The organism is Stenotrophomonas sp. NRRL B-14846 (genome assembly GCF_050473585.1).
In the GTDB taxonomy this organism is placed as follows: domain Bacteria; phylum Pseudomonadota; class Gammaproteobacteria; order Xanthomonadales; family Xanthomonadaceae; genus Stenotrophomonas.
The window spans coordinates 1950085-1966375 of sequence record NZ_JBFLUN010000022.1 but is presented as its reverse complement, the minus strand read 5'-3'; the positions used below and the strand labels follow the sequence as shown (position 1 = coordinate 1966375).

The following is a 16291-nucleotide window of genomic DNA, read 5'->3' as shown; positions in this document are numbered from 1 at the left end:
CATGTCGCGCGTATTGACCATCGAGGATGACGCCATCACGGCCCAAGAGATCGTGGCGGAGCTGGGCAGCCATGGCCTGCAGGTGGACTGGGTGGCCGACGGCCGCGAAGGCCTGGTGCGCGCGGCCAGTGGCGACTACGACGCAATCACGCTGGACCGCATGCTGCCCGGGCTGGATGGCCTGGCCATCGTCACCACCCTGCGCCGGATCGGCATCGACACGCCGGTGCTGATGCTCAGTGCGCTGTCGGATGTCGATGAGCGGGTGCGCGGCCTGCGTGCCGGCGGCGATGACTACCTGACCAAGCCGTTCGCCTCAGACGAGATGGCCGCGCGGGTGGAGGTGCTGCTGCGTCGCCGCCAGCGCCCGGCCGGCAACGAGACCCTGCTGTGCGTGGGGGATCTGCAGCTCGACCTGCTGGCGCGCACCGCCCACCGTGGCGGGCGCAGCCTGAGCCTGCTGCCGACCGAGTTCAAGCTGCTGGAATACCTGATGCGCAACGCCGGCCAGGTACTGACCCGGATGATGTTGTTCGAGGAAGTGTGGGGCTATCACTTCGACCCGGGCACCAACCTGATCGACGTGCACATCGGCCGCCTGCGGCGCAAGCTGGACCAGGCCGACGCGCCGTCGCTGATCCGTACCGTGCGTGGCAGCGGCTATGTCCTCAGCGAAACTGTCTGACGGCTGGCGCTCTTCCAGCAGTCGCCTGCTGGGCCTGTACAGCCTGCTGTTCGTGGCCTGGTCGTGCGTGCTGCTGGGGGTGCTGTACTGGAGGGTGTCGCTGTACCTGGACGAGCTGGCACAGTCGGCGGTGCTGCAACGTGCGCACCTGTTCGAGCACTTCACCGGTGATGGCCTGACCGCAGCGCTGCGCGAGAACCGCCGCTACGACCTGCATGGCATCGATGCCTACGGGTTGTTCACCCCCGACGGGCAGCCGATTGCCGGCATGCTGAAGTCGCTGCCGGCGCAGCTGCCGCTCGATGGCAGCGCGCATCCGGTGTCCGGCCTGCCGATTGCCGATGTGAACGCACGCGGCAAGCGCGGTTTCGGCCTGGCGATGCCGACCCGCGACGGCCGCATCCTGGTGCTGGTGCGTTACAGCGGGCCATTGAACGAGGTCAACCACCTGATCCTCGACGCCCTGCTGTGGGGTGTGTCGTTGACCCTGCTGCCGGGGCTGCTTGGCTGGCACCTGTTGCGGCGGCGGCCGCTGCGCCGCATCCAGGCCATCGAGCAGGCCACTGCGCGGATCGTTGCCGGCGACCTGGGCCAGCGCCTGCCGTTGGCCAACCGCCGCGACGAACTGGACATGCTGGCGGCCATCGTCAACGCCATGCTCGACCGCATCGAGCAGTTGATGACCGAGGTCAAAGGGGTATGCGACAACATCGCCCACGATCTGCGTACGCCACTGACGCGCGTGCGTGCGCAGCTGTACCGCATGCGGCAGCAGGTACAGGACGGTGATCCGCAGGCGCTGCCACTGGAGCAGGTGCTGGAAGAAACGGACACACTGATGGTGCGTTTCCGCGCGCTGCTGCGGATCTCCGAGCTGGAAGACCACCAGCGCCGCTCCGGGTTCGACACGCTGGCGCCGGAAGCGTTGCTGCAGGAGATCCATGCGTTCTACGCGCCGCTGGCGGAGGAGAAGGGGCAGTGGCTGCAGCTGGAACTGGCCGCTGGCCTGCCGGGCGTGGTGGGTGACCGCGGCCTGCTGTTCGAGGCGATCGGCAACCTGCTCGACAACGCGATCCGGTTCGCACCGGAAGGCGGCCGCGTGCAGCTGTCGGCACAGGTGGAGGAGGGGGCTACCAGCATCGTGGTGGAGGATTCGGGCCCGGGCATACCGCACGCCGAGCGCAGCCTGGTGTTCCAGCGTTTCCACCGTGCGGAGGCCAGCAAGGGGGGAGGCTTCGGCCTGGGCCTGTCGATCGTGGCAGCCATCGCGGGCCTGCACGGGTTCCGCCTGCAGGTGGCGCAGTCCACGCTGGGCGGCGCCCGCTTCAGCCTGCTGTGCCGGCCGCAGCTGCTGTAGAGGATGTGTGTTTTTGCAGGGCTTGCAGCCCTGCACCTGCTGCAATCAACGTCAACTTCAAAAGCCTGCATTCCGTGGGATGGCGGGGTGGGTCCGGTTGCGGGGGACGCCGTGAACCCGTCCCTGGGGACTTGGCCGCGGCATCCATGCCGCGGACACCCCCGCAACCGGACCCACCCCGCCTTCGACAGTTTTCCGCTGCTGTTGGTGCCAGCTGCTTCTGGTGGGTGCCGACCGTTGGTCGGCACTGGGTCGGGTCCCAAATGAAATTTGATATCTGACAGATGTGTCGACCAACGGTCGACACCTACCAACAGCCGCGCGGACCAACAGTCTCAGTTTTCAACAGCCGCGTGAAACTGTCGAAGGCGGGGCACTGTGGGTTTACGGCGTCCCCGCACTCCGACACCGCCCCGCCATCCCACGGAATGCCCGCTGTTGCTGCTGCTGTTGCAGGCAAGCGGCCGGCACTACCGCAGGTGCAGGGCGCAGCCCTGCAACAAAATCCCTTCATGAAATATGTTTCATCTGCGGCACAGCCTTGTTTTAGCTGGCAGCGCCGATACTTGCCGGCCTGCGCTGCCCGCGGTGGGCAGTGGCACCGTTGGAGAGCCGCATGCTCGGGTTGGTCAGGACCGCGCTCAACAAGCCTTACACCTTCGTGGTGATGGCCATTTTCATCTGCATCGTCGGTCCGCTCAGCGCGCTGCGCACCCCCACCGATGTGTTTCCCGATATCGGCATCCCGGTCGTCGCCGTCGTCTGGCAGTACACCGGCCTGTCGCCCGATGCGATGGCCGGGCGGGTGATCTCGCCGTACGAGCGTGCGCTCAGCACCACCGTCAACGACATCGCGCACATCGAATCGCAGTCGCTGGCCGGCATGGGCGTGGTGAAGGTGTTCTTCCAGCCCGGCGTGGACATCCGCACCGCCAATGCGCAGATCACCGCGATCTCGCAGACCATGGTCAAGCAGATGCCGGCCGGCATGACGCCGCCACTGATCCTCAACTACAGCGCCTCCACCGTGCCGGTGCTGCAGATGGCGTTCTCCAGCCCGACGCTGGGTGAGTCGCAGATCCGCGATCTTGCGCAGAACACGGTGCGCCCGCCATTGACCTCGATTCCGGGTCTGGCCATTCCCGCCCCCTACGGCGGCAAGCAGCGCCAGATCACCCTCGACCTGGACCCGCAGGCGATGGCCGCCAAGGGGCTGTCGGCCCAGGACGTGGGCAACGCCCTGGCGGCGCAGAACCAGATCACCCCGGTCGGCACCGCCAAGCTGGGCAGCAATGAATTCACCGTGCTGCTCAACAACAGCCCCAACGAGATCGAAGCGCTCAATGACCTGCCGATCCGGACCGTCAATGGTGCGGTGGTCACCATCGGCCAGGTGGCACACGTGCGCGACGGCTCGCCGCCGCAGACCAACATCGTGCGGGTCAACGGCGGCCATTCGGTGCTGATGGCCGCGTTGAAGAACGGCGATGCATCCACGCTCACGCTCGTCAGCCGCATCCGCGCGATGCTGCCGCAGATCGGGGAGTCGCTGCCGCCGTCGCTGAAGATCTCGTTGCTGGGCGATGCGTCCACCTTCGTGCGCGAATCGATCAGCAGCGTCGCCCGCGAGGGCATCATCGCCGCGCTGCTGACCAGTGTGATGATCCTGGTGTTCCTCGGCAGCTGGCGTTCGACCGTCATCATTGCCGCCTCGATCCCGCTGGCGGTGCTGTCGGCCATCGCGCTGCTGTCGGCCGCCGGGCAGACCCTCAACGTGATGACGCTGGGCGGCCTGGCGCTGGCCGTGGGCATCCTGGTCGACGATGCCACGGTCACTATCGAGAACGTCAACTGGCATCTGGAGCAGGGCAAGGGGGTGCGCGAGGCGATCCTCGATGGCGCCGCGCAGATCGTCGGCCCGGCGTTCGTATCGCTGCTGTGCATCTGCATCGTGTTCGTGCCGATGTTCCTGCTTGATGGCATCGCCGGTTACCTGTTCCGGCCGATGGCGCTGGCGGTCATCTTCGCCATGGGCAGCTCCTTCGTGCTCTCGCGCACCCTGGTGCCGACCATGGCGCTGTACCTGCTGCGGCCGCATCGCGTGGAAGGCGGGGTCGGGCATCATCCCGAGGACGCGTTCCTCAACCATCACGAGGGTGATCATCCGCGGCCGCGTCGTGCACGCCTGACGGCCACGCTGGTGCACTGGCAGCAGCGTTTCGAGGCCGGCTTCTCCGCCACCCGTGACCGCTACCACGCACTGCTCGGTCTGGCGCTGGCACATCGCGGTCGCTTCCTGATCGGCTTCATGGCCTGCGTGATGGTGTCCTTCGCGCTGCTGCCGGCACTGGGCCAGGACTTCTTCCCGGCCACCGAAGCCAGCGCGTTGTCGCTGCACGTACGCCTGCCGCTGGGCACCCGCATCGAGGAAACCGCAGCGGCGTTTGATCGCATCGAATCGCGCATCCGCCAGGAAGTGCCGGCGCATGAGATCGACGCCATCGTCGACAACCTGGGCCTGCCAATGACCGGCATCAACATGGCCTACAGCGCCAGCGGCACCATCGGCCCGCAGGATGGCGACATCCAGGTGTCACTGAAGCCGGGCCACGGCGATGCGGCCGAGTATGCGCGGCGCCTGCGGGAGGTGCTGCCGGCCGCCTTCCCGGGTGTCAGCTTCGCGTTCCTGCCCGCCGATACCAGCAGCCAGATCCTCAACTTCGGTTCGCCGGCACCGCTGGACGTGCGCATTGCCGGGCCGGATGCCGCCGGCAACCGCGCCTATGCCCAGGAGCTGCAGCGTCGCCTGCGCCACGTGCCGGGCCTGGTCGACCTGCGCCTGCAGCAGCCTGATGGCTATCCGACCCTGAAGGTGGATGTTGACCGCCTGCGCGCCAATGGCCTGGGCATCACAGAACGCGATGTCACCAACAGTATGGTGGCGTCGTTGGCCGGCAGCGGCCAGGTTGCTCCGACGTTCTGGCTGAGCCCGAAGAATGGCATTTCCTACAGCGTCGTGGCGGCCACGCCGCAATACCGCATGGACAGCCTGGCCGCGCTGCAGGCGCTGCCGGTGACTGGCAGCAGCGGTACTCCGCAGGTGCTGGGCGGCCTGGCTGACATCCAGCGCGGGGCCAGTTCCGCGGTGGTCACCCACTACAACGTGCAGCCCACGCTGGATCTGTACGCCAGCGTGCAGGATCGGGACCTCGGCGCGGTGGCGGCCGATGTGCAGAAGGTCATCGATGGCATGGCCGGCCAGCGCCCCCGGGGTACCGAGGTCGGCCTGCATGGGCAGATCGATGCGCTGCACGTCGCGTTCACCGGCCTCGGTTACGGCCTGCTGGCGGCGATCGTGCTGATCTACCTGCTGATCGTCATCAATTTCCAGTCCTGGACCGATCCGTTCGTGATCATCACCGCGTTGCCGGCGGGTCTGGCCGGCGTGGTCTGGATGCTGTTCCTGACCCACACCACGTTGTCGGTACCCGCGTTGACCGGCGCCATCCTGTGCATGGGCGTGGCTACGGCCAATTCGATCCTGGTGGTCAGCTTCTGCCGCGAGCGCCTGGCCGAGCATGGTGACGCGGCCAAGGCCGCGCTTGAAGCAGGATTCACCCGGTTCCGCCCAGTCTGCATGACAGCGCTGGCGATGATCCTGGGCATGCTGCCGACCGCACTGTCCACCGAACAGAACGCGCCACTCGGCCGCGCGGTGATCGGTGGCCTGCTGCTCGCGACCTGCGCCACGTTGTTGTTCGTTCCGGTGGTGTTCGCATTGGCCCACTCCCGCAAAACCCGTACTGCTCCTGCCGGAGAACCCCTGCATGTCTGAGTCTTCGCTGCCGCAGCGTTCGCTGCGCCGTCCCTTGCTCCTGGCCGCGGCTGTTGCGCTCGCCCTGGTGGCCGGTGGTCTTGCCCTGCGCGCGCAGCAGGCACACGCCGTGGTCGAGTGGACTGAGCGCCAGGCGGTCCCGTCCGTGCAGGTGGTCATCGCTGGCGGGCAGGGCGCTGCAGGAACCATGACCCTGCCGGCACACCTGAGTGCCTGGACCGAGGCGCCGATCCATGCCCGCGTGGGCGGCTACCTGAAATCGTGGAGTGCCGACATCGGCCAGGCGGTCAAGGCCGGCCAGGTGCTGGCGGTGATCGACAGCCCGGAACTGGATCAGCAGATCGCCCAGGCCCACGCCCACCTGCTGCAGGTACAGGCAGACGCAGCGTTGGCCAAGGTCAGCGCCGAGCGCTGGCAGGGGATGCTCGGCAGCCATTCGGTGTCGCGCCAGGAAGCCGACGAGAAGCAGGCCAATGCGGTGGCCGCACAGGCCAGCGTGGAAGCGGCCCAGGCCGACTATGCGCGGTTGCAGGAGCTTGGTCGCTACCGCACCTTGCGCGCGCCCTTCGATGGCACCGTTACTTCACGGCAGACCGACGTCGGCCAGCTGATCCGTGCCGACGACAGCGGTCGCGAGCTGTTCAACATCGCCGACACACACCGCTTGCGCCTGATGGTGCCGGTGCCGCAGAACAGCGCGGCCAGCATCCGCTCCGGGCTGCAGGCCACGCTGCAGGTGCCAGGCCAGGAAGGGCGCCATTTCACCGCCACGCTGCAGGGGGATTCCAGTGCGATCGATCGCAGCTCGGGCACCCTGCTGGCGCAGTTCGTGGTCGACAACGCCGACGGCGCACTGCTGCCCGGCAGCTACGCGGAAGTGACCCTGCCGCTGCAGGACGGCGGCGCCGGCGTGAGCGTGCCGGCCGAGGTGCTGATCTTCCGTGCCAAGGGTACGCAGGTGGCAGTGGTCGACGCCAAGGACATCGTGCATCTGCGCGACATCCATATCGTCAGTGATCTGGGCAGCACGTTGCGCATCGACCGCGGCTTGAAGGCGGGCGACCGGGTCATTCCCAATCCGCCCGATGCGTTGCGCGAAGGTGACCATGTGCGTGTGGTAGCCGGTGAGCAGGAGCCCGCGCATGCCCGCGGCTGAGCGTGTCGCTGCGCTTGCGCTGGCGACGCTGCTGCTGGGCGGCTGTTCGCTGGCGCCGGCCTACCAGGTGCCGTCGGTGGCGATGCCGGCGGCCTACGAGCAGGTCGAGGCGGCGGTGGCCACTGCACCGATGGCACCGGCGTGGTGGCAGGCCTTCGATGACCCGGTGCTGGACCAGCTGCAACAACAGCTGGGCCAGGCCAATCCGACGCTGGCGCAGGCGGTGGCGCACTACGATGCCGCACGCGCCGCTGCGGGCGAAGTGGCATCGACGCGCGCACCGCAGATCGGCTTCAGCACGGGTCCGGTGCGCCAGCGCCAGTCCGATGACAAGCCGCTGCGCAGCGCGACCCAGCCGGCCATCTATGACAGCAATAGCGCCACGTTTTCGCTGTCGTTCGATCTTGACCTGTGGGGGCGGCTGCGCAACGCGGCGGCCGCCGGCAGGGCGCGCGCCGATGCGAGTGGCGACGACCTGGCCGCCGCGCGGCTGAGCCTGTCGCAGCAGCTGGCCGGGCTCTACCTGCAGCTGAGGGGCGCCGAGGCGCAGCAGCTGATCCTGCGCGGGAGCATTGAGGACTACCAGCAGGCGCTGGCGCTGACCGAAGACCGATTCCGTGGCGAGATCGCGTCGGAGCTGGATGTGTCCCGTGCGCGGCATCAGCTGGCGAGCGCGCAGGCCGATCTGGATGCGCTCGATGCGCGCCACGACCTGCTGCGGCATGCCATTGCCGAACTGGTCGGCAGGCCAGCCAGCGGGTTCACTGTCGCTACTGCAGGCCTGCCGGCATTGCCGACGATGCCGGCCGATCTGCCCAGCAACCTGCTGCAGCGACGGCCGGATATCGCTGCCGCCGAGCGGCGGGTGTTCGCCGCCAATGCCGGCATCGGTGTGGCCCGCGCCGCGTGGTTCCCGCAGCTCAGCCTGACCGGGTTGCTGGGTGGCCAGACCTCGGGTGGCAGCGCCCTGCTGGATGCGGGCAACCGTTATTGGGCACTCGGCCCGTTGGCTGCACTACCGGTGTTCGATGGCGGCCGACGCAAGGCTGCCAAGGCCGGGGCCGAGGCCGAATTCGATGCTGCGTCGGCGCAATACCGGGCCACCGTGCTGGCGGCGATCCGCCAGGTGGAAGACCAGCTGACCCTGCTGCGCCAGCTCGATGCCCAGCGCGGCCACGAGCAGGAGGCGGTGCAGGCCGCGCAGCGTGCGGAGCAGATCGCGCATGACCGCTACACCGGTGGTGCGGTGAGCTATCTGGACGTGGTCAGCGCGCAGACCGATGCCCGCCAGGCGCAGTTGGGGCTTCAGGACATCCAGAGCCGGCAGCTGCAGGCGAGTGCGGCGCTGATGGCGGCATTGGGCGGTGGCTGGTCGCGGTAGCGGCGGCAGGCGGTCTCAGCCTGTGAGAGGGCGGGGCGGAACAATCGCCACTCCCCCGGACAACAGAGCTGACGATGATGGCCTGGAATCGAAACGTCGTTGCCGCCTATGCGCCGGCCATGGTCGGCTGGTGCCTGGCGCTGGCCAGCTGGCTGCGCCTGGAACAACTGCGCGACGACCTGCATGCGAAGGCGATGCTGCCGGTGCTGCACGGCGGCGTGGTGGCGTCGCTGGTGCTGACGCTGGCCTGCACGTTGATGGCCAGCGTACTGCTGTGGCGAGGTGGCCGGAGGAGGCGCTGACCAACCGTACTGTCATGTTGCTTCAGGGAAAGCTGCACAGGTCGCCTGTGGGAATCGACGAGTTGCCAATGGACTGGACACCCGCGATCCCTCCCTTGGCATTGATGCCGTTGCAGTTGCCTACACCCATACGCCGGTTGAAAACAAAACGATTTGAACGGAATGTAGCGCTTGCCCCCCCGGACGTTTCAAAAACAGCTCCGCCGTAGTTCGCGCCGTTGACCATGTTGTTCTCGGCGAGGAAGCGATGTGATCCTTGCACGACGTCGATTCCCCATTCCCCAGGTCGTTCAATCACTGAATTCTTGATGGTGCAATCAACGCAGTTCACCAGATAGATGGCGCTTGCTCCCGAGTCGATGACACGGGCGCCGTCGATCATGACGTTACTCGAATTGTAGATGGCCATTTCTCCGTCGCCTCCTGGTCCATCTTTGCGGCCGGTGAGCTGCCCATAGAGGATGGTGACGTCACGTGCGTCGGTAATCCAAAGGTTGGGATCGGCCACACCATTGCCAGCAATTCCATTGCCGCGCATGAAGGTATCCCATATTTCAATGCCTTTGCCGCCGACGACTCCGGTGCTGATCTGGAAGCCGACAATATCAAGGCTCCATATGATGACGCGATCCTGATGGTAGGCGAGAACGCCAAAGTTCCCGCCTACTCCCGTCGTCAGCGTGAAATTGTGCAGCATGGTGTTGCTGCCGAGTCCGATTGCCTTTTGCGGCGCACCATACGCAGAGACCACCACATCGGCCATGCTCGTGCCCAGACCTTCGATGGTGGTTCCCGCAGGAACTTCCAAAGGCGCCGGGCCAGTGACATAGACACCTGGCCGCAGGCAGATCTTCTTTCCCGCTGTCGTGGCAACGGCAGCGGCAAGGTCACCGCCGTTGTCGAGAGTGAGGTCGCAGGCAACAGCCTGAAAGGTGCTGGCAAGACCAATGACAGTAAGTGCTGCAATCCATCGCTTCATACGGGTTCCTTCCATGTGGTGGCTACGATCACGTGTACCGTATCCCAGCTGTTGGGAGCTTTGTCAACGCAATACTTCGTCCGCCGAGACCAGCTGCACATCGTGCATCTGGTTGAGGTAGGCCTCGTAGTAGCCCTTGTGCGAGGCACCGACGATGGTCAGCATGCGGCTGCCGGGGTGCTGGCCCAGCACGTCGCGCATGTTGGCGACCATGCGCAGGTTGCGGGTTTCCCAGTAGCCGACGTAGTTGCGGCCGAAGGCCTTGGGTGAGGGCTCGACGAGCGTCGCGCCGAAGTCGCTCTGGTAAGCGGTCATCGCCACCGCGGGGTCGTTGTACGCCCGGTACAGCGCCATGACGCCGTCGGGCTTGTCCAGGTCGGCGATCAAACGTTCATCGGCGTCCTTGCGTGCCTGCGTATAGGCATTGTTCCAGGCACCAGTGATGGCCGCGCTGGCCGCCGCTTCATCCTCGGCGGGCGTGGGGGAATCGGCCGTGTGGTCGTCCACCGCCCACAGCCGTTCATGCCCGAGGCGGGCGGCGACTTCGGCGGCGATCAGGTTGGTTTCATTGCGGCGAACCAGGCCTTTGTCGAGGATCTCGACCAGGGCCGGTGTCAGTCCATCACCGCCTTTGCGCTCGGGCGCAGGCAGGCGCAGCCACTGCACCTGCGCCGAACCGCGTTCGCCCGCTGCCAGGAACAATGCAGCAAGCCGACGACGCTGGGCGGGCGCCGGATCCTTCGGCCAGGTTGCAAGCAGCCGCTCGGCCTGGGTGTTCGCCGTAGGCACGTCCAGTCCGGTCGCAGCCTGCGCAGCGGTGGTGTCGAAGCAGTAGGTGGCCACGCTCTCTGCATAGCGTGCCGGGTAGCGACGCATGAAATCGCACTGCAGGCCTGACAGGTCTTCGGTGGCGATCAGCTCGGGCTTCCAGGCGACCAGTCGCTGCAGCAACGGTTCAAGCAAGGCGGGCTGGAAGGACTTGGGCAGGCCGGACAAGTGGGTGGTGCCCAGTACCAGCACTTCGTTCGGGCGCCCGGCAGGCGGGCCCTTCAGCTGGTCGGGGTGGAAGCTGGGGCGATAGGTGGCGTCGGCGGCGAGGGCGCCGCTGCTGCACAGGCCCAGGATCAGGAAACTGGCAAAGCGTGGGAACATGCGATCTCCGTGTCAGTGAGCGTCCTGCGGTTCGCTGCATGCTGGCCATTTTCATCTGCCACGGGATCTCCCGTTGGTCATGCAAACCTTTTCGGCTTGAACTGCATCGGTGTCCCGGGCGAGGCTATGCCCAATGACAGCAACGACGCGCGACATGTCCCCCGACGACTGGACCATCGACAGCCGGCGGCTGCAGCTCCGGCCCTTCACGCCGGAGGACGCAGGCGAGGCGTTTGCCGCGATCACGCCGGGGCTGACCCGCTACATGGCGTTTGATCCCCCTGCGTCGGAGCACGCATTCGCCGCTGTCTGGTCGACGTGGTTGCCCACCATCGCCGATGGCACCGACGTTACGTTCGTGATCCGCCGATACGCCGATGATGCGTTTCTCGGCCTGGCTGGCCTGCATCGCACTGCCGATGCGGAACCCGAACTGGGCATCTGGATCGCCGAGGCGATGCACGGGCATGGTTATGGCCGTGAGGCCGTTGCGGCGGTGCGTGCGCTCGCATCCCGGCGGCTGGACCGCGCCGCATTCCGCTACCCGGTGGCCGAGCAGAACATGCCCAGCCGGCGCCTGGCGGAATCACTCGGCGGGGTCCCCGTCGCGCGTGAGCAGAATGTGAAGTACACCGCGATTGTCTACCGCATCCCTGCAGCAGCATCTGAAGTTGCGACGGGCGTCGCGGAATCCGGCTAAAGCCACCGATCGCATCGCCGATATCCCCTCTGGATCCCGCTCCAGTCGCCCGCTGCAGGACCCCAGGCTGCCCCGACGGGCGGCCCGCGCTGTGTGTTCCGCCGCTCCCTATGCCGATCGCACCCGCACCAGACGTTCTTGCCAGCCGCTCGAGGGGTGCCTGCCGGCACCTGTAGTCCCAAGCAACTGAAGTTGCCGCCGGGCATCCCGCCCGTCGGGTCGCAACCGCTTACCGGACACCGAGGATCAGACAATGCTCATTCCAGGCTTCACGGCAGGCGCGCAGGCGCCGGCCGAGCTGCATACCCGTTGGTCGCCGTGGCGTGCCCTGCTGGGCGCGCTGGCACCCCAGCACCGCTCCGGCGTCGAGGCGGCGGCCGATGGCCGTGCCGAACTCGAGGCGCAGGTCGCGGCGCTGCACCGGGTCCAGGCGGTCATCGAGTTCGCCCTCGACGGCACCATCCTGCAGGCCAACGACAACTTCCTGCAGGCGATGGGCTACCGGCTGGAGGAGATCCAGGGAAAGCACCATTCCCTGTTCGTCGATCCCGAGCAGGCGCGCAGCGCCGAATACCGTGACTTCTGGGCGCGGCTGGGACGTGGCGAATATGACGCTGGCCAGTACCGGCGCTTCGGCAAGGGCCAGCGCGAGATCTGGATCCAGGCCTCGTACAACCCGGTGCTGGACCGTCAGGGGCGTCCGTACAAAGTGGTCAAGTTCGCCACTGACATCACCGCGCAGAAGCTGCAGGCGGCCGACTCGGCCGGGCAGCTGGCGGCCATCGACAAGTCGCAGGCGGTGATCGAGTTCAGCATGGATGGCCGCATCCTGTCGGCCAACGACAACTTCCTGGCTGCGACCGGTTACAGCCTGGATGACGTGCGTGGCCAGCACCATTCGCTGTTCGTCGAACCCGAGTATCGCGGCAGTGCCGAGTATCGGCAGTTCTGGGAGAAGCTGGGCCGTGGCGAATACGATGCCGGCCAGTACCGGCGCCTCGGCAAGGGCGGGCGCGAGGTCTGGATCCAGGCGTCCTACAACCCGATCCTGGACCTCAACGGAAAGCCGTTCAAGGTCGTCAAGTACGCCACCGACATCACCGCGCAGGTGCATGAAAACCAGGCCATGCAGCGCGCCGTGGCACAGACCCGTGAAGTGGTGGCGGCCGCCAAGGAGGGCGACCTGACCCGGCGCGTGGCCACCGCCGACAAGAACGGGCCGATCGCCGAGCTGTGCGAAGGCGTGAATTCGCTGGTCGAGGCGATGGCCGCGATCATCGGCCAGATCAAGTTCGCCGCCGACACCATCGCCGTCGGCGCAACCGAGATCGCGCAGGGCAACAGCGATCTGTCGCAGCGCACCGAGCAGCAGGCAGCATCGCTGGAGGAGACCGCGGTGTCGATGAAGGGCCTGGCCGAGACCGTGCAGCGCACCGCGGCCAATGCACGGCAGGCCAGCCAGCTGGCCGGTGGCGCCGCCGACGTCGCCGCGCGCGGCGGCAACGTGGTGCACGAAGTGGTCGAGACCATGGCGGTGATCAACGCATCCTCGCGGCGCATCGTCGACATCATCGGCGTGATCGACGGCATCGCCTTCCAGACCAACATCCTTGCCTTGAACGCCGCGGTGGAAGCTGCGCGTGCGGGTGAACACGGGCGTGGCTTCGCCGTGGTCGCCACCGAGATCCGCGAACTGTCGCAGCGCTCGGCCAGTGCCGCCAAGGAGATCAAGCAGCTGATCGATGCGTCGGTGGCCAATGTCGGCGCCGGTACTGCACAGGTTGAGAGCGCCGGCCGCACCATGGATGAGATCGTGGTCAACGTGCGCCGGGTCAGTGACCTGATGTCCGAGATCAGCACGGCCGCACAGCAGCAGAGCGACGACATCCAGCAGATGAACCATGCCGTCGACCTGATCGACCAGGGCACCCAGCAGAACGCCGCGCTGGTCGAGGAAGCCTCGGCCGCGGCGCGCAGCATGGAAGAGCAGTCAGCGCAGCTGCTGCAGACCGTGGCCAGCTTCCGCGTGCAGGGTGGGGCGGGGCACCTGCATGGCGCGGCGGTGCTGCGCGCGGTCTAGGCCCTGCGGTCGGAGTGGTGTTCCCCGGCCTCGAGGGCCGGGGCAGCATGCACGCAGTTGCGGCCGGCATGCTTGGCCCGGTACAGGGCCTGGTCGGCCCGGTCGACCAGGCCGCATGGGTCGGCCTGCTCATGCGCGGCCTGCCAGGCCACGCCGATGCTGATGGTCACGTGGGCCTCGGCGGCGGGCAGGGCGGCGGCTTCGACGGCGGCGCGCAGGCGCTCGCCCAGGCCCACAGCGTGGGCGGCGTCGGGCGCGGGCAGGGCGGCGATGAACTCCTCGCCACCGTAGCGGGCCAGCAGGTCATCACCGCGTTGCAGGCAGCCGTCGAGGATCGCAGCGACTGCCTGCAGGCGGCGATCGCCTTCCGGATGCCCGTAGGTGTCGTTGAGTCGCTTGAAGTGGTCGATGTCGATCATCAGCACTGCCAGCCCCAGGCCCTGGCGACGGGCGCGGCCGTGCGCGCTGCCGAGTGATTCATCGAAGTTGCGCCGGTTGCCCAGCCCGGTCAGCGGATCGCGCCGGGCCAGCAGCGCCAGTTCGTCGCGCTCGCGCTGGATCTGCACCTGGGTCAGCACGCTGCGCAGGGCATAGCCGAGCATGGCGCCGATGAACCCCACGGTGGCCAGGGTCGGCTGCAGGCGTGCCACCAGCAGCGCCACCATCATCAGCAGCAACGGCAGCATCAGCGGCACGCCGGCATCGACGATGCGGCGGAGGCTGCGCGGCACAGCCACCGCCGGTGGGCGATACGTGCTGCCGGCCAGCACCGCCAGCAGCACGAACAGCCCGCTGATCAGCAGGTCGCCCCAGCCACCATCGGGTACCTGCGGCTGCCAGGTATTGATGTAGAACGCCAGCAGGAAGTAGCCCAGCGCGTAGAGGGTCAACGTGCGGAAGAAGTCGCGGCGGTCGGCATTGTCCTCGGCCAGGAAGCGGATCAGCGCGAAGCAGAACACCAGGCTGTTCTGCACGCTGCTCATGGTGTGCAGGCATTGCGTCCACAATGCGGTGTTGAGGTGTGCCATCGCCCGCGTATGCACGAAGTACAGCAACCACAGCAGCGCGATGACCGCCAGGTCCACCGCACGGATGCAGCGGTTGCCGCCGCCCGGGCTGGCGGCCACGTAGGTCAGCGGAATCCGGTAGAACACGTACAGGATCAGCGACGAGGCGGTCATCTGCGCAGGGCTGAGGCCGGCCACATTGCGATACAGCAGGGCCAGCAGGGCAAGCGAGAACAGGCCGACGGCAGCGCCCAGCGTTCGCCATTTGCAGGCCGCCTGGCTGTCGCGCGCGCGTCGCACGCAGGCCAGTGCCGCCAGAAGGGGGGCGGTGATCAGCATCAGGTAGGAGCCAACCGGGTCCTGCGGGCCGATCAAGGCAATGACGAGCGCGTGCGTGACCATGAAAAACAGTGCCGCACGCAACGTCATGCATTCCCCCGCCCCCAGATCCGGCTGGGATCACGATAGGCAGAAGTACGTGAGGCTGGCAAGAAAAGTGTGCGCCAGTTCTATTCGCAACCTTGTCGGTTGTCACATTTGCGTTTCAGCGGGGTGACACGACGCCGTTGACGTGGGCGTACATCCAGAAGTCGCGGGGCTGCCCCCGCACGTGGCGATAGGCGCGCAGCCGCCCCTCGCGCTGCATGCCGAGGCGTTCCAGCAGGGCGATCGAGCGGGCATTGCTGTCTAGAACGGTGGCCTGGATGCGGACCAGCCCACAGGTGCCATGTGCCCAGTCAAGCACTCCTCGCGCCGCATGCGTGGCCAGGCCCTGTCCCTGCCAGCGCGGATCGAGGTCATAGGCCAGTTCGCCGCGGCCATGCCACGGGTCGACGCCGTTCAGGCCAACAGTGCCGATCAGCTGGTCGTCGGCGGTATCGGACGCCCGCAGAGGGCGCGCAACCGCGCAGGCAGGGTGTCGGCAAGCGTGGGAGGGGCAGGCTGGGGCATTCTCGCCAGTGTCGATGCACAGGCCCGGGAAATGCAAAAGGCCAGGTCATGGACCTGGCCTTTGATGCAGTGGTGCCGGTGAAAGGACTCGAACCTTCATGGGGTCACCCCCGGCTGATTTTGAGTCAGCTGCGTATACCATTCCGCCACACCGGCAGGCAGCGTGCGAGTGTAACCGAGGTCGGCGGGAGATGCATAGTAGGAGGGCCTATCAGGGCGGTTCCTGTCGGCATTGGCTCCTTGGTAGCTATACTCCCAGCGTGCAATTGCCTCCAGGAGCGGTAGCTGATGACAGTGTTGCAGGACCTGAGGGTGCTGGTGGTCGAGAACGACGAAATGAGTGCGGCCCTGCTGCAGATGCAGCTGGTGCATGCCGGTGCGACCGTGGTCGGGCTCGCAGCGAGCGTGTCCGAGGCCCTGCAGCTGCTGGAGAAGAGCGCCCCGGACGTGGCCCTGCTGGATTACCGGCTGGCCCGCAACGAGACCAGTGAGCCGGTGGCCGCAGCGCTTTCGGCACGTGGCATTCCGTTCGTACTGGCCACCGGGATGCTGGCCGAGCAGTTGCCGGCACCGATGTTGGCCGGCCTGCTGCTGGTCAAGCCGTACCTGTCGGCGGATCTGTCGCGGGCGCTGGCCCGTGCGGTCGGCCGCTCCAGCGCCAAAGCCTGAGCCGTCCACTGCGGACCGGCGGGGGTGTGCTGCTGGG

The 16291-nt window shown here is 67.0% G+C and carries 13 protein-coding genes and 1 tRNA gene; 9 read left to right on the top strand and 5 right to left on the bottom strand.

Annotated elements, in window-relative coordinates; genetic code table 11:
• Position 1: 1 nt before the first annotated feature.
• From AB1281_RS11290 to AB1281_RS11265, 6 genes are all read left to right on the top strand, one after another.
• Positions 2-685 carry a response regulator transcription factor gene (locus AB1281_RS11290; protein WP_014037608.1) on the top strand — a complete coding sequence of 228 codons (684 nt, stop codon included), beginning with the start codon at positions 2-4 and terminating at the stop codon, positions 683-685.
• Positions 663-2042 (top strand): sensor histidine kinase, encoded by a 1380-nt coding sequence (locus AB1281_RS11285; RefSeq protein WP_430345944.1) that lies wholly within the window; start codon positions 663-665, stop codon positions 2040-2042. The genes AB1281_RS11290 and AB1281_RS11285 overlap by 23 nt, the downstream gene beginning before the upstream one ends.
• 616 nt (positions 2043-2658) lie before the next feature.
• Complete coding sequence (locus AB1281_RS11280; RefSeq protein WP_430345943.1) at positions 2659-5877, top strand: efflux RND transporter permease subunit; 3219 nt, start codon at positions 2659-2661, stop codon at positions 5875-5877.
• Positions 5870-7033 (top strand): efflux RND transporter periplasmic adaptor subunit, encoded by a 1164-nt coding sequence (locus tag AB1281_RS11275; RefSeq protein WP_430344790.1) that lies wholly within the window; start codon positions 5870-5872, stop codon positions 7031-7033. Before AB1281_RS11280 ends, AB1281_RS11275 begins: the two co-directional genes overlap by 8 nt.
• Positions 7020-8414 (top strand): efflux transporter outer membrane subunit, encoded by a 1395-nt coding sequence (locus AB1281_RS11270; RefSeq protein ID WP_430344791.1) that lies wholly within the window; start codon positions 7020-7022, stop codon positions 8412-8414. Before AB1281_RS11275 ends, AB1281_RS11270 begins: the two co-directional genes overlap by 14 nt.
• A 77-nt stretch (positions 8415-8491) precedes the next feature.
• The gene (locus AB1281_RS11265) at positions 8492-8716 is read left to right on the top strand and encodes a hypothetical protein (RefSeq protein ID WP_430344792.1); all 225 of its coding nucleotides are present in this window, start codon (positions 8492-8494) and stop codon (positions 8714-8716) included.
• A gap of 22 nt (positions 8717-8738) precedes the next feature.
• On the opposite strand, the gene AB1281_RS11260 is transcribed toward AB1281_RS11265, so the two are convergent.
• Both AB1281_RS11260 and AB1281_RS11255 read right to left on the bottom strand, forming a co-directional pair.
• Positions 8739-9695 carry a right-handed parallel beta-helix repeat-containing protein gene (locus AB1281_RS11260; RefSeq protein ID WP_014037602.1) on the bottom strand — a complete coding sequence of 319 codons (957 nt, stop codon included), beginning with the start codon at positions 9693-9695 and terminating at the stop codon, positions 8739-8741.
• A 63-nt stretch (positions 9696-9758) separates the two neighbouring features.
• Entirely contained in the window at positions 9759-10847 is a 1089-nt protein-coding gene (locus tag AB1281_RS11255) for a DUF5694 domain-containing protein (protein ID WP_430345942.1), read from the bottom strand.
• Positions 10848-11001: 154 nt separating this feature from the next.
• Here AB1281_RS11255 and AB1281_RS11250 point away from each other — a divergent pair, with 154 nt between their 5' ends.
• Together AB1281_RS11250 and AB1281_RS11245 are read left to right on the top strand one after the other, a co-directional pair.
• Complete coding sequence (locus AB1281_RS11250) at positions 11002-11547, top strand: GNAT family N-acetyltransferase (protein WP_430345941.1); 546 nt, start codon at positions 11002-11004, stop codon at positions 11545-11547.
• Positions 11548-11800: 253 nt separating this feature from the next.
• Positions 11801-13627, top strand: a complete 1827-nt coding sequence (locus tag AB1281_RS11245) for a methyl-accepting chemotaxis protein (protein ID WP_430345940.1) — start codon at positions 11801-11803, stop codon at positions 13625-13627.
• On the opposite strand, the gene AB1281_RS11240 is transcribed toward AB1281_RS11245, so the two are convergent.
• The 3 genes from AB1281_RS11240 to AB1281_RS11230 form a co-directional block, all read right to left on the bottom strand.
• Positions 13624-15063 (bottom strand): GGDEF domain-containing protein, encoded by a 1440-nt coding sequence (locus AB1281_RS11240; RefSeq protein WP_430345939.1) that lies wholly within the window; start codon positions 15061-15063, stop codon positions 13624-13626. The genes AB1281_RS11245 and AB1281_RS11240 overlap by 4 nt on opposite strands.
• Before the next feature lie 115 nt (positions 15064-15178).
• Complete coding sequence (locus AB1281_RS11235; RefSeq protein ID WP_430345938.1) at positions 15179-15622, bottom strand: GNAT family N-acetyltransferase; 444 nt, start codon at positions 15620-15622, stop codon at positions 15179-15181.
• Positions 15623-15655: 33 nt separating this feature from the next.
• Positions 15656-15741, bottom strand: a tRNA-Leu gene (locus tag AB1281_RS11230).
• A 132-nt stretch (positions 15742-15873) separates the two neighbouring features.
• Here AB1281_RS11230 and AB1281_RS11225 point away from each other — a divergent pair.
• On the top strand, positions 15874-16254 hold the full coding sequence (locus AB1281_RS11225; RefSeq protein ID WP_014037597.1) for a response regulator: 381 nt from the start codon (positions 15874-15876) through the stop codon (positions 16252-16254).
• Positions 16255-16291 lie beyond the last annotated feature (37 nt).

What these genes read in the sequence shown, in the direction of transcription:
- AB1281_RS11245 (WP_430345940.1), top strand. Translation starts at nt 11,801, where the DNA reads ATGCTCATTCCAGGCTTCACGGCAGGCGCGCAGGCGCCGGCCGAGCTG.
- AB1281_RS11255 (WP_430345942.1), bottom strand. Translation starts at nt 10,847, where the DNA reads ATGTTCCCACGCTTTGCCAGTTTCCTGATCCTGGGCCTGTGCAGCAGC.
- AB1281_RS11285 (WP_430345944.1), top strand. Translation starts at nt 663, where the DNA reads ATGTCCTCAGCGAAACTGTCTGACGGCTGGCGCTCTTCCAGCAGTCGC.
- AB1281_RS11290 (WP_014037608.1), top strand. Translation starts at nt 2, where the DNA reads ATGTCGCGCGTATTGACCATCGAGGATGACGCCATCACGGCCCAAGAG.
- AB1281_RS11270 (WP_430344791.1), top strand. Translation starts at nt 7,020, where the DNA reads ATGCCCGCGGCTGAGCGTGTCGCTGCGCTTGCGCTGGCGACGCTGCTG.
- AB1281_RS11240 (WP_430345939.1), bottom strand. Translation starts at nt 15,063, where the DNA reads ATGACGTTGCGTGCGGCACTGTTTTTCATGGTCACGCACGCGCTCGTC.
- AB1281_RS11260 (WP_014037602.1), bottom strand. Translation starts at nt 9,695, where the DNA reads ATGAAGCGATGGATTGCAGCACTTACTGTCATTGGTCTTGCCAGCACC.
- AB1281_RS11225 (WP_014037597.1), top strand. Translation starts at nt 15,874, where the DNA reads ATGACAGTGTTGCAGGACCTGAGGGTGCTGGTGGTCGAGAACGACGAA.
- AB1281_RS11275 (WP_430344790.1), top strand. Translation starts at nt 5,870, where the DNA reads ATGTCTGAGTCTTCGCTGCCGCAGCGTTCGCTGCGCCGTCCCTTGCTC.
- AB1281_RS11250 (WP_430345941.1), top strand. Translation starts at nt 11,002, where the DNA reads ATGTCCCCCGACGACTGGACCATCGACAGCCGGCGGCTGCAGCTCCGG.
- AB1281_RS11280 (WP_430345943.1), top strand. Translation starts at nt 2,659, where the DNA reads ATGCTCGGGTTGGTCAGGACCGCGCTCAACAAGCCTTACACCTTCGTG.
- AB1281_RS11265 (WP_430344792.1), top strand. Translation starts at nt 8,492, where the DNA reads ATGGCCTGGAATCGAAACGTCGTTGCCGCCTATGCGCCGGCCATGGTC.